Raw genomic sequence first — 14,395 nt, 5'->3', positions numbered from 1 at the left:
ATCATGAGAATAGCAAAACACATATCAAAAATCATATTGGGAATGTTATTGGTGCTTTCTTGTGAAAATTCGCAAAAAAACAAAGCGTCTTCAAAACCTCAAATACAAAAAGAAGTGACAGCGAAAGATATACTAGGAAACAAAAACTATCAGGCAATCTCATATGGTGGCTATCGTGCCAAAACACGTGATATACAACCAACACTAAATGAGTTAAAAGAAGATATGAAGATTCTCCATGCGATGGGCATTCGAGTTTTGCGTACATACAATGTACAACTACCACACGCAGCCAACGTTTTAAAAGCAATCAGGGAACTGAAAAACGAAGACACAAATTTTGAGATGTATGTCATGTTGGGCGCGTGGATTGATTGTAAAAATGCTTGGACAGATCAAGTACCCGATCACAATCAGGAAAGTGAACAAAACGAAGGTGAAATCGCAAGAGCTGTAGCATTGACGAATCAATATCCAGATATCGTAAAAATAATCGCTGTAGGAAATGAAGCCATGGTAAAATGGGCAGCAAGTTACTATGTACAACCTGGTGTTATCTTAAAATGGGTAACACATTTACAAAACCTGAAAAAACTAGGAAAACTAGCAAAAGACGTGTGGATTACGAGTTCAGACAACTTTGCTTCTTGGGGCGGCGGAGACAGCATATACCATGTTGAAGACTTACAAAAACTCATCAAAGCGGTCGATTTCATTTCAATGCATACCTATCCAATGCACGATACACACTACCATCCTGTATTTTGGGGAACGGATGGCGATAACTCAAAATCAAGTTTAGAAAAAATTGACTTTGCAATGCAAAAAGCGAAAGAATATGCCATTTCGCAATACGATAGTGTATACAAGTACATGAAAAGCTTGGGCGTAAACAAACCAATTCATATTGGTGAAACAGGCTGGGCATCATTCTCTAACGGACATTACGGAAATACTGGTAGCAAAGCAACAGACGAATACAAAGAAGCAATCTATTACCATCACATGCGCGAATGGACAAACAACGCAGGAATGTCTTGTTTCTACTTTGAAGCATTTGATGAAATATGGAAAGACGCACGTAATCCTGGTGGTTCAGAAAATCACTTCGGGTTATTTACGATTGACGGAAAAGCCAAATATGCACTTTGGGATTTAGTAGACAAAGGCACATTTAAAGGACTATCTAGAAACGGAAATCCAATCACAAAAACTTACAATGGAAACAAAGATTCATTACTGCTAGAAGTACAACTTCCACCTGTAAATGGAAACTTGTTGGTAACGCATTAATGCATATGAAAAAAATAAAAACATATAGTCTAATATTACTCATCATGGCAACAGCTTGTCAAGAAGAAAAATCAGTAACTAAACTTGAAGCAGACGTATTTGAAACATCTGAAAGCGGAAACAAACTTACAAAACGATCAGATTTTAATGCTCCAGAAGATGCTACAAAAACGACTTCGATTGTAATTACGCCAGAAAAACAATACCAAACTATCACAGGCTTTGGTGGCGCATTTACGGAGTCTTCAGCATACTTACTAAACAAGTTAAGCAAAGAAAATAGAGACAAAATTATCAAAGCATACTTTGACAAAGATGGCGCAAACTACTCACTGACGCGTACACACATGAATTCTTGTGATTTCTCACTCACAAACTATTCGTATACGCCTGTGGCAGATGATGTAAACCTTGACCATTTTACCATTGAAGAAGATCGTGATGATCTCATTCCAATGATAAAAGATGCGATGGCAGCATCACAAGATGGTTTCAAAATATTTGCTTCTCCATGGACCGCCGCTCCGTGGATGAAAGACAATAATCATTGGGTTGGCGGAAAACTATTGCCAAAATACTACGATACGTGGGCATTATTCTTCTCAAAATATGCAGATGCTTACAAAGCAGAAGGAATTGATATTTGGGGATTCACCGTTGAAAACGAACCACACGGAAACGGAAACAACTGGGAAAGCATGCACTTTACTCCTGAAGAAATGACCAATTTTGTGCAAAATCACTTAGGTCCAAAACTTGAAAAAGATGGAAAAGGCGATTTAATCATTCTTGGATACGATCAAAACAGAGCAGGACTCAAAGAATGGGTAGATGTCATGTACAAAGATAAAGCTTCTTCCAAATACTATGACGGAACTGCAATTCATTGGTATGAAAGTACTTATGAAATATTTGCAGAAGATTTACAATACGCACACAACAAAGCGCCAAACAAATATCTCATAGAAACTGAAGGTTGTATTGATGATGAAGTGCCTGTATGGAAAGACGATGCTTGGTATTGGAAAAAAGAAGCAACCGATTGGGGCTGGAAATGGGCAAAAGAAGAAGACAAGTATTTACATCCAAAATACGCGCCTGTCAATCGTTATGCACGAGATATTATTGGGTGTCTCAACAATTGGGTTGATGGTTGGGTAGACTGGAACATGGTGTTAGACAAACAAGGTGGACCAAACTGGTTTAAAAACTGGTGTATTGCACCTGTAATTGTCGATCCTGAAACCGATGAGGTTTACATGACGCCATTATACTATACAATGGTACACTTTAGCAAATACATTCGCCCCGGCGCAAAAATCATTGACGTACAAAAAACAGACAAAGACTTAATGGTAACTGCGGCTAAAAATCCAGATGGAAGCATTGCTGTCGTGGTTTTCAATGAAGGAAAAACTGAAAAATATTTCACGTTGACACTTGGAGATAAAATAAAAAATATCTCAATCAACCCACAAGCAATTCAAACAATTGTACTAACCAACCAAAACTAAACATCTATGAGCAATACAGTTTCTAAAAAAGTACCATTTGGACAAAAAGTTGCATTCGGAGTAGGAATGTTTGCTAATCAGATGTTTCCTGCAATACTAGGAATATTTATGGTAGTCTTGGTGGAAGATTTAAAGTTCACGGGATTGATGTGGGGATTAATATATCTATTTCCAAGACTATTTGATGCGATTACAGATCCTATCATGGGATTCATTTCAGACAATACAAAATCTAAATGGGGAAGAAGAAGACAGTATGTGCTGATTGGAGGAATCATCATGGGGATTTCTTACATCTTCATGTGGCAACTTTTTAAAGAAAATACGGTACAATATAACTTTTGGTACTTCTTCTTTTGGTCTGTTATATTTTATTTAGGACTTACATTTTTTAGTGTTCCTTACGTAGCTATGGGATATGAAATGAGTGATGATTTCCATGAACGTACAAACATTATGGCAATCGCACAATGGATTGGTCAATGGGCTTGGGTTATTGCACCTTGGTTTTGGCTAATTATGTATGATCCTGATTGGTTTCCTTCCGCAGATGTTGCCGCAAGAGAACTCGCCATATGGGTTGCCATTCCTTGTGCCATATGTGCTATAGTTCCAGCATTATTTATCAAAAGTGAATCTACACTAGGTAAAGATTATGAACCTCTAAACTTTTCAAATGTTGGCGGAAGCTTAAAAAAAATATTCGGCAGTTTTAAAGAAGCATTTAAAATCAGAGAATTCAAAAAATTATGTATCTCAACCTTCTTCATATTTAACGCATTTAACACGGTTGCAGCGCTTACGTTCTTTGTCATTGTCTACAAACTATTTAATGGAGATGCAGGAGCGTCAGGCATTTGGGTTTCACTATTTGGTTGTTTAGGCGCGCTTGGAACTACTTTTCTCGTCATACCTATCGTAGCTTACATGTCTAAAAAAATTGGAAAGAAAAAAGCATTTATGCTATCTCAAACAATTTCTCTTGTCGGATATATTATGCTTTACTTTTTATTCATTCCAGGAAAACCGTGGATGTACATCATTGCGTTGCCATTTTTCTCATTTGGAATAGGAAGCTTATTTACGATAATGATGTCAATGACAGCCGATGTTATTGATATTGATGAACTCAACACTGGAAAACGTAGAGAAGGTATCTTTGGTGCAATTTATTGGTGGATGGTAAAGGTTGGATATGCCATTGCAGGAGCGCTCAGTGGTTTAATTATTGCCATTGTCGGATTTGATTCAGATTTAGCCACCACAGAGCAACAATCTGCCGTAGATGGATTACATGCATTCTTTTGTTTTTTCCCTGCTTTAGGAACAATAGCAGCCATGTATATCATGCGTAACTATGACATCACAGAACAACGTTCTAACGAAATACGTGCCGAATTAAACAAAAGAAAAAATAATCTTGTTCCGTCAATAGCTACCTCATATTCTCAAGGAGAAAAACTATCATCGCTTGGCGGGTTTGATTTTAAAATAGATACATCCAACGATCTCAATTTCGATTCAAAAAGTAAAAGAGAAATTACCGCACTATTCAGAGAATCACTTAACAAAGGAGTACACGGTTTATGTTTCAGTCCATACCGAGATGGTCAAGATATTGGAGATCAATTAACAGAAACTCAAATAGTAGAAAGAATCAATATTATTGCTTCATACACTACGTGGATTCGTTCTTTTTCATGTACAGATGGAAACGAATTCATTCCAAAAGCAGCGCGTGCTAGAGGGCTAAAAACCATGGTTGGTGCTTGGATTGGAACAGATAAAGAACGTAACGAAGAAGAAATCAAATCGCTAATAAACTTGGCGAAAAATGGTTTTGTAGATGTAGCTGTCATTGGAAATGAAGTCTTAATGCGTAACGAACTAAAAGAACAAGAAATCATTGCGTATATCAATAGAGTAAAAGCTGAACTGCCAAACATTCCTGTAGGTTATGTAGATGCATATTACGAATACATAGAACATTCTGCTATGGTAGATGCTTGCGATTTAATCCTCGTAAACTGTTATCCTTTTTGGGAAGGAACTACTATTGAAGAAGCTTCTACATATCTAAAAAGAATGTACTTGGTCACAGAGAAAATTGCAAAAGGTAAAAAAATAATCATCACAGAAACGGGTTGGCCAGACAGAGGAACAAACAATGGTGGCGCAATTCCTTCACAAGAAAATGCAATGAAATATTTCCTAAACACACAAAAATGGTCTAGAGATAAAAATATTGAAATTTTCTACTTCTCGTCATTTGATGAATCATGGAAAATACGCCATGAAGGTGATGTTGGCGCACGTTGGGGAATTTGGGATAAAAATGAAAAACAAAAGTTTAGCTAACATTGGCAATCTGTATAATAACAGTATACAAACAAATTAACAAAGGGAAATTAATAACTAGTAAAACAAACAAATGTCATACAGAGACGAAGAATATCACATATATGGCGGAATCAATTTCACCGAACACTCAGGAATAGATTTTGGAAAATATGCTGAAGAAGACTTAAAAAAACTTTGGCGTGCAACACTCAAAAAAGGAATGCACGGAATCTGTTTTAGCATGTATGAAGATGGACAAGAACCAGGTGATGTAATAAGTATTGCACAAGTAGAAAGAAGGATAAAAATTCTAAAATCGTACTCAAAATGGGTGCGTTCTTTCTCATGCATTGAAGGAAACGAACACATTCCACGTATTGCTAAAAAACACGGTATGAAAACGATGGTCGGTGCTTGGTTGGGTGATGACAAAGAAGACAACGAAAAAGAAATTGAAGCGCTAATTGAATTAGGAAAAGAAGGAGTCGTAGACATTGCAGCCGTAGGAAACGAAGTGCTGTACAGAAACGACCTAACGCTAGAAGAATTGCTAGCATACATAAAAAGAGTAAAAGAAGCATTGCCAGACGTTCAAGTAGGTTATGTAGATGCATACTATGAATTTTCGGTGCATCCGCAACTCGTTGAAATCAGCGATGTCATTCTAAGTAACTGTTATCCTTATTGGGAAGGTTGCCATATTGATGGTTCTTTAGCACACATGCAACAAATGTTCGGACAAGCATCGCATGCAGCACATGGAAAAAAAGTAATCATCACAGAAACTGGTTGGCCGAGCGAAGGAAGCAGTCTGAGAGGTGCGGAATCTAACGAGATAAACGCTATGAAATATTTCATCAATACGCAAGTTTGGGCAGAAAAAGACAACGTTGAAGTGTTTTACTTTTCATCATTTGACGAATCGTGGAAAACTGGTGACGAAGGAGATGTTGGCGCCTATTGGGGATTATGGGATAAACACGAACAATTAAAATTTTAAACCACAAAGAAAAATGTCTTTACGTAAAGAAAAATTTTTTGCGCTTGCTGCCTTAGATTTTGAAGGACAATCTTTAGATGATTTAAAAGCGCAATGGTGGAAAACACTTGATGCTGGAATGCATGGACTATGCTTTAGTCCCTACGAAGAAGGACAAGAACCAGGCGACATGCTGTCAGAAGCACAAATAAGACGCCGACTAGAAATCATCAAACCTTATACCAATTGGGTTCGATCATTTTCATGTACAGAAGGTAACGAATTAATACCAATCATAGCAAAAGAACTAGGCTTAAAAACTTTAGTTGGAGCATGGTTGGGAAGCAATCCAGAAACAAATGAAGCCGAAATTGAAAATTTGGTCAATCTCGCAAACAGTGGTTATGTAGATATCGCTGCAGTGGGAAACGAAGTGATGTATCGTGGAGACTTAACAGAAGAAGAACTGCTAAAATTTATTTACGATACCAAAAAACGATTAGATGGAATTCCGGTAGGATATGTAGACGCTTACTACGAATTCACAGAACGTCCAGCAATTACAGAAGCATGTGATGTCATCTTAGCAAACTGTTATCCTTTTTGGGAAGGCTGCGATCAAGATTACTCACTATTATACATGAAAGACATGCATAACAGAGCACTGAGAGCTGGAAACGGAAAAAAAGTCATCATCACAGAGACAGGATGGCCCAACAAAGGAACAAGCTTAGAAGGAGCTTATCCATCAGACAAAAACGCAATTAAGTATTTTATAAACACTCAAAAGTGGTCCAAAGAAGAAGACATTGAAATCTTTTACTTCTCATCCTTTGATGAATCATGGAAAGTAGGAAGCGAAGGCGATGTTGGTGCGTATTGGGGACTTTGGGACAAGTATGAACAATTCAAATTTTAAATAAATTATTATGAAAAAAATTACGTATTTATTTTTGTTGTTTGCATGCATTGCATATGCGCAACCAACTACAAATCCAGCAGCTCCAACAAATGCTGCCGTAGATGTAATTTCTGTATATGGTGATACCTATACAAATATCGCAACGGATTATGATCCAAATTGGGGACAATCTGGTCATATGCAGGTAAATCCTAGTTTTGATCCTGGAACAGGCGAATTGATATTAGCATATCCAAACTTTAACTATCAAGGAACTTCACTTACAACAGCTGACGCTTCTCAAATGGAATTTTTGCACATTGACATCTGGACATCAGCAAACCCAAGCGCAACAGACATTCAAGTAAGTCCAATTAACAACGGATCAGGCGCAGGAGAAACCTTAGTATCAATCGCATACACGTCTGGAACATGGACAAGTGTCGATATTCCAAAATCTGCCTTTACGGGAATGACTTGGGATAGTGTATTTCAGATGAAATTTGCAGCAAACGGACCAGGAAGTACAGTACCAGTAGACATCTATCTAGACAATGTATACTTTTGGAAAACACCAACAGCAGCAGGTTCAGATGCTACCCTAACTGCCTTAGAAATTGATTCAGCTCCTTTAGACGGATTTGGTTCTGGAGTATTCAACTACACCGTAGGTTTAGCTCCAGGAACAACAGTGGTTCCACAAATTACGACAGCAACCCCATCAGATCCAGCTGCAATGGTAACCATTACACAAGCACCAGCAGTTCCTGGAGACGCAACAGTAGAAGTAACTTCTCAAAATGGTACCGTAACCGAAACATACACAGTATCTTTTGTAATTAGCGGACCAGCAACAGCAGCACCATCTGCTCCAAACAGACCAGCTGCAGATGTAGTAGGAATCTATACCGATTGGTATCCAAGTATTGCAGTAAGTACGTATGATGCAGGTTGGTGTGGAGCAGCTGTAACCGAAGTGCAAATTGATGGAGACAATACATTTAAAAAGAATACAGGAATTCCATGTCAAGGAATTGATTTTGTAACTAACAGACAAAACTTAACAGACTTTACACACATTCACTTTGACTTTTACACAGATGATACCGACTTAACAGGAGATGTATTCAATGTAAAATTGGTTGACTTTGCTGGTGGAGGCGGAGAAGCTTCAGCATTAGAAGTAAACATCAATACAGGAACAATGCCAGCTATCGTAGCAGGAACGTGGGTTTCAGTTGATATTGATATCACTTCATTAGGTGGAGTTGTCGCAGGAAACCTTGAAAGAGGAGACGTTGCTCAAATCGGAATTACAACAGCAAACCTAACAAATGTATGGTACGATAACATTTACTTGCACAAAAATACGGTATTAAGTGTAGATGAATTTAATACATCATCCTTCAGAGCATATCCAAACCCAACAAACAATTCTTGGAATGTTGTAACTGATGATACTGTAATCAACATCATACAAGTATTTGATATTGCAGGAAGACAAGTAATGGCAATTGAGCCAAAAGCAACTCAGGCAACAATTGATGGTACAGCACTACAAAGCGGAGTATACTTTGCTAAAATTAGTACAGACAAAGGTCAAAGTAGTGTCAAATTAGTGAAAAACTAAAAGATAATTTTTAAAAAAGTTACAGGTGTGTTTATGAAATATGAACACACCTTTTCTGAAAATAAATTAATATATTTGATAACTTTAAATTTTTTAACTAAAACCCTATAAAGTATGAAGAAAATTTACTTTTTTATTGCATTATTGACAGGATTCTTTAGCACTGCTCAAAATGATGTTACATTCAGTGTAGATATGAATGGATATGGAGGTTCATTCACTACAGTATACCTTAGTGGAGAACTAAATGGATGGTCTGGTACTGCAAATCCAATGACAGACATGGGTGGCGGAATTTGGCAAACCACTGTGAGTCTTGCTGATGGAGAATACCAATACAAGTTTTCACATGACGATTGGGCTGGACAAGATAACATGAACGCTGGTGATGCTTGTACCGTAACTGACGGCGGATTCGTAAACAGAATAGTAGAAGTTGCGGGATCAGATAAAGTATTAGATACAGCTCCATTTAGCGCATGTTATGATGATGGAAATCCAGGACCACACAATACGACATTCAATGTTGACATGAGTGGATACGGAGGTAGTTTTACTACGGTTTACATCAGTGGACAATTCAACGGTTGGGACGGAACATCTAACCCATTAACAGATATGGGTGGCGGAATCTGGTCTGTAACACTTCCGCTATCTGAAATGTACACAGAATTTAAGTTTCAAGTTGATGCTTGGACAGATCAAGAAAACTTTATGCCAGACGACGCTGGAACTGTAACCAATGGAGGTTTTACCAACAGATACATCAATGTTACTGAGCCACAATCGAGAGACTATGTTTGGGGAACTGAAGGAAGTACATTAAGTACAGAAGAATTCTCACAAGCAGTAACATTCAAAGCATATCCAAATCCAACAAGTGATTCATGGAATATCGCTACTAACAACCAAACAATAAATGCGGTGCAAGTATTTGACATCTCTGGTAGGTTAGTACTATCGGAAACACCAAATGCAGTAGCACATGCCATTAATGGTTCAACCTTACAAAAAGGAATCTACTTTGCTAAAATTAGTACAGACAAAGGTCAAAGTAGTATCAAATTAGTAAAAAACTAATAGTACTAAATTAATAAAAAGTGTGTTTATGAAAATAAGCACACTTTTTTACATCAAGCACGTTCCGTAACGATTATCAGCTCTTATTCAGATAAAAAAACAATACATGAAAAACGTAGTTTCCTTAAAATCACTTGCTAAAGAATTGAATATATCTGTATCAACCGTATCAAAATCTTTGAACGACAGTGAAGAAATAAGCGAACAAACCAAAGAACGTGTAAAAAACTTGGCAAAACTACGAGGTTACTCTCCCAATCCTATCGCAGTTCGCTTGCAAAAGCAAGAAACCATGCAAATAGGAGTCGTATTACCAAATATTGAAAATCCATTTTTTGCTTCTGTTTTAAAAGGAATTGATGAATTTATAAGTGCTTCAAAATACAATATCATTACCTTTTTTAGCAATGAAAGTCTTGAAAGAGAAAAAGAATGTTTAGATTATTTCTCGAAAGGAAATGTAGATGGAATCCTAATATGTATCGCGGAAGAAACCAATAAAAAGAAAACCTTCGATCACATCATACAGATCAGGCAAAAAGGAATTCCGCTCGTATTATTTGATCGCATTCCAATGCAACCATTAGGTTTTGATACAGTTCATGTAAACGATTACGATAGTATCATCAGTGCATACGACTATCTAGAAGAAAAAAAATGTAAAAACATCGCTTTTGTATCTTCCATTCCAACACTAATTGTCGGACGCTTGCGCGAAGATGGATACCTGTCAAAAACTACAAAACCAACGGTAATTGCCTTTGAAAAACTAAATGAATTACAACTAAAAGTGCAAGAAGCTTTGGCAGAAGGCAACATTGATGGACTCATTGCTGCTGACATTGAAGCAACACTCATTTGTAGTAGCGCTATTCAAAAAAGAGGTTTAACATTTGCCAAACAAATATCATTAATCGGATATGTGAACGCCGCTCAAAATGACTTATCCTATCCAAAAATCTCTTACATAGATCAACATCCAAAAGAAATTGGCAAACAAACTGCAAAAATGCTTTTGTTACGTTTAGAATCTAAACTTGAAAATATTGCTGCAAGCGATATTATTCTCAATACCACCATCACTATAGGAGAAACTAGCAACTAATATTCGTATGACTAGAATGTTATCATAACTTCTCATTGCTGTTAATTCTATCAAAAAAATACGCTAGAAGCTGTTAATATTGTACTTTTGACAAAAGTAGAATAATGAAGTACGTATTTCCCACGCTATTAATGCTGTTTTTAAGCCAAATAGCACTGAGTCAAGTTGTAGTAATAAACGAAATTGATTGTGACACGCCAGGAACTGACACTGGCGAATTCATCGAATTAAAATCTGAAACACCAAATTTTCCTCTAGATGGTTACGTTTTAGTACTATTCAATGGTTCTACCTCTGGAAATGATAGTAGTTACTTCTCGTTAGATTTAGACGGACAAACCACAGATGTCAATGGTTTATTACTCATCGGAAGCAACACTGTTTCACCTGTACCGCAATTACTCATCGGCGCAAATGTCATACAAAATGGGGCAGATGCAGTCGCTATCTATCAAGCAAACGGATTCGATTTTCCGCAAGGAACACAAGCAACCACAACAAACTTAGTAGATGCCATTGTATACGATACTGGAGAAGCAGATGATGTTGGATTACTCAACTTGCTAGGATTAACAGAACAAATCAGCGAAGGCGGAAACAACAATACAAACTCTATTCAACGTAACGAAACTGATGGAACATACTTTACAGGAACACCAACGCCACGCCAACTCAATGATGGAAGTGGAATTGTTCTCAACGGAATAGCTATTGATGTCGCAGACGACCAATACAACGAAGGCGAAATGTTTACAATTAATTTTACGACAGAATCTCCCGTAAGTTCAGATTTAGACCTTACCATTACGCTCGATAACGGAACTTTTAATACTGCCGATTTTACAGGAAGCACAACGGTAACCATTCCTATGGGACAAACTTCAGTAAGTACTACCATTTCTTTAGTAGATGATACGTTGGATGAAGGTGATGAAGAACTCATTATCAATCTACAAGATAATTTCTCGGATGAATATATTATTTTAAATAACAACGTACTCATTCGTGCAGTAGATAATGACTTTACGGTAGCTCCATTTGGAACTCCTTTAAACCCTACATTTGGCGTAGTAGCAAGTACTGCACCAACAGGTTACTATGACACCATGGATGGTTTGGCAGACAATGCGTTGCGTGATGCAATGCAAGCAATCATTGCAGATGTAAACACGGTGCGCGCACAAACCTATGCAGATGTATATGACATTTTGAGAGAAGCAGACCAAAATCCAGCAAACAGCAATGAAGTTTGGTTGGTATATACTGAGCAAGGACGTGCAAAACTAGATCAACAAGCAGGTTCTAACAGTACAGGAACTTGGAACAGAGAACATACATTTCCAAGATCATTAGCTGGATATGGAAGTATTGAAGGCGATGATATTGCCGATGGGAGAGATGTATTTTGGATAACAAGAGCAGACTCTTTACGCCACGGAAACTCAGACGCACACGCGTTACGCGCTAGTGACGGACCAGAAAACAGTTCAAGAGGAAATCAGCATTACGGACAATACACAGGACCAGCAGGAACAGCGGGAAGCTTTCGCGGAGACGTAGCACGAAGCGTATTTTTCTTGGCTATTCGTTACAACGGATTGTCTATAGAAAACGGTTTTCCTGCAGTTCAAGGACAATTAGGCGATTTGGCTACTCTATTAGATTGGCACAGAAACGATCCGCCAGATGACTTTGAAATGAATCGCAATAATGTAGTATACACATGGCAGTTCAACAGAAATCCATTCATAGATCATCCAGAATTGGTAGAACATATTTGGGGAAATCAAACTGGAGTTGCTTGGGCACAACCTTTATCTACGGCAGATTTTACTTCAGATAGTATAAAAATATATCCAAATCCAGCAAAAAAACACATCAACATTGTTGGCATACGGGATGAAGCTACTTTTGAAATCATTTCCTTAGATGGACGAAAGCTACTCACAAGTCAATTCTCGGGAACGGCACAAATTCCACTAAACTTACAAAGCGGAATCTATCTGTCAAAAATTACTTCCAACGGAAAAACAATTACCAAAAAAATCGTGATAGAATAACTACAAAATGAAAACAAATTTACAGTAGTAACTTTGAATCATTGAATTGAGCAAAGCGAACTTAATTAATGTAGCAATTTGAAAATTTGAAAATGTATCAATTAGTTTCTAACAGTACTCAAATTTATCTTAGAAATGCATTTAACATTCAAAACTTCACATTTTATATAAAACTCAATAATGTTCTCAGAAACAACCTTGAATCTTTAAATTTTTAAATCATTGAATTGAGCAAAGCGAACTTAATTAATGTAGCAATTTGAAAATGTATCAATTAGTTTCAAAGAACACTCAAAATTTATCTTAGAAACATATTTAACGTCAGTTCGATATAAATCATTCAATTTATATTTATAGTAATTTTAGAAATAATTCTGCTATATAATTCATTTTCAGGGTTTTATTTTCGTTTTCTTTGCTTACCCAAAGAAAAGAAACAAAAGAAAGGGAACTTTTCCAGAGGTATTTTTAGTTTTTCTTTTAGGGAAAAACTAAAACCGCATGAGTTTTTCTAAATTTTCTCCAAGGTTTCGAAAATTTTTAACGAAAAACTCCTGCTATACTGCGGAAAAGAAAGGTTTCAAACTAAAATTCTTACGTCGAACTCACATTATTTAACTATCAAAACTTACCATTTAATATAAAACCAAATAATGTTCTGAGAAACAACCTTGAATCTTTAATTTTTTAAATCTTTGAATTGAGCAAAGCGAATCTAAGAACGTTTTGTTCCATACGCCAAATCGCCAGCATCGCCCAAGCCAGGAACAATATAACCGCGCGAATTCAACTGATCGTCCACAGCAGCAATCCACAAATGCGTATCTTCTGGAAAGTGCTTTTTTACATAATTCAAACCTTCTGTAGAACCTAACACAGAAATAATATGTATATTTTTTGGCGTTCCTTGTCGCAACAACACATCGTACACACTTTTCATCGTACGACCTGTTGCCAACATCGGATCGACCAATAACAAGGTTTTTCCTTCTAACGAAGGTGTTGCCATATAATTTACCACAATCTCAAACTCGTCTCCATCATCAATATGATCGCGATACGCGGAAACAAACGCATTTTCTGCCTGATCGAAATAATTCAAAATTCCTTGATGCAATGGCAAACCTGCACGTAAAATAGAGCAAATCACAACATCTTTTACAGGTAAAATCGTGTCTTTAGTTCCCAAAGGAGTTGTAACGGTTTCGTTGGTGTTTTCGAGCACTTTGCTACATTCATAACTCAAAACTTCACCAACACGCTCAATATTTCTGCGGAAGCGCATAGCATCTTTTTGAATAGAAACATCGCGCATTTCTGTAATAAATTGATTTAATAAAGAAGATTGTGAAGTAAAATCGTGAATAGTCATAAAAAGAAAATTAAGAGTACAATAGTACTAATTTTTTTGTGGACATTGAAAATTTACCGTAGCATAATCATAACTTTGCGATAATATTTCAGCAGGGAAAAATCAACACACTTTTAGTATA

The 14,395-nt window shown here is 36.9% G+C and carries 10 protein-coding genes; 9 read left to right on the top strand and 1 reads right to left on the bottom strand.

From position 1 onward, the window contains the following. Positions 1-3 precede the first annotated feature (3 nt). The 9 genes from KAOT1_RS06285 (at position 4) to KAOT1_RS06245 (ending at position 12,902) form a co-directional block, all read left to right on the top strand. The gene (locus KAOT1_RS06285; protein ID WP_040559360.1) at positions 4-1,293 is read left to right on the top strand and encodes a glycosyl hydrolase family 17 protein; all 1,290 of its coding nucleotides are present in this window, start codon (positions 4-6) and stop codon (positions 1,291-1,293) included. Positions 1,294-1,337: 44 nt separating this feature from the next. Further along, the gene (locus KAOT1_RS06280) at positions 1,338-2,807 is read left to right on the top strand and encodes a glycoside hydrolase family 30 protein (RefSeq protein ID WP_007093905.1); all 1,470 of its coding nucleotides are present in this window, start codon (positions 1,338-1,340) and stop codon (positions 2,805-2,807) included. A 6-nt stretch (positions 2,808-2,813) separates the two neighbouring features. Then, on the top strand, positions 2,814-5,165 hold the full coding sequence (locus KAOT1_RS06275; protein ID WP_007093904.1) for an MFS transporter: 2,352 nt from the start codon (positions 2,814-2,816) through the stop codon (positions 5,163-5,165). A gap of 73 nt (positions 5,166-5,238) precedes the next feature. Further along, positions 5,239-6,147 (top strand): glycoside hydrolase family 17 protein, encoded by a 909-nt coding sequence (locus KAOT1_RS06270; RefSeq protein ID WP_007093903.1) that lies wholly within the window; start codon positions 5,239-5,241, stop codon positions 6,145-6,147. A 13-nt stretch (positions 6,148-6,160) separates the two neighbouring features. Then, positions 6,161-7,045: a glycoside hydrolase family 17 protein gene (locus tag KAOT1_RS06265; RefSeq protein WP_007093902.1), complete on the top strand. Its 885-nt coding sequence runs from the start codon at positions 6,161-6,163 to the stop codon at positions 7,043-7,045. 10 nt (positions 7,046-7,055) lie between these two features. After that, positions 7,056-8,657, top strand: a complete 1,602-nt coding sequence (locus tag KAOT1_RS06260; RefSeq protein ID WP_007093901.1) for a T9SS type A sorting domain-containing protein — start codon at positions 7,056-7,058, stop codon at positions 8,655-8,657. 114 nt (positions 8,658-8,771) lie between these two features. Further along, entirely contained in the window at positions 8,772-9,737 is a 966-nt protein-coding gene (locus tag KAOT1_RS06255; protein WP_007093900.1) for a T9SS type A sorting domain-containing protein, read from the top strand. Between the two features lie 106 nt (positions 9,738-9,843). Continuing rightward, positions 9,844-10,842 (top strand): LacI family DNA-binding transcriptional regulator, encoded by a 999-nt coding sequence (locus KAOT1_RS06250; RefSeq protein ID WP_007093899.1) that lies wholly within the window; start codon positions 9,844-9,846, stop codon positions 10,840-10,842. Between the two features lie 104 nt (positions 10,843-10,946). Continuing rightward, a complete protein-coding gene (locus KAOT1_RS06245; protein WP_007093898.1) occupies positions 10,947-12,902 on the top strand; it encodes an endonuclease in 1,956 nt (651 codons plus the stop codon). 715 nt (positions 12,903-13,617) lie between these two features. Here KAOT1_RS06245 and upp read toward each other — a convergent pair. Beyond that, the gene (upp, locus tag KAOT1_RS06240; protein WP_007093897.1) at positions 13,618-14,274 is read right to left on the bottom strand and encodes a uracil phosphoribosyltransferase; all 657 of its coding nucleotides are present in this window, start codon (positions 14,272-14,274) and stop codon (positions 13,618-13,620) included. Positions 14,275-14,395: the final 121 nt, after the last annotated feature.

Origin of the sequence: Kordia algicida OT-1 (assembly GCF_000154725.1) — a bacterium.
Classification (GTDB): domain Bacteria; phylum Bacteroidota; class Bacteroidia; order Flavobacteriales; family Flavobacteriaceae; genus Kordia; species Kordia algicida.
Note: the sequence above shows the minus strand (reverse complement) of the source record. Positions and strands in the feature narration are given on the sequence as shown.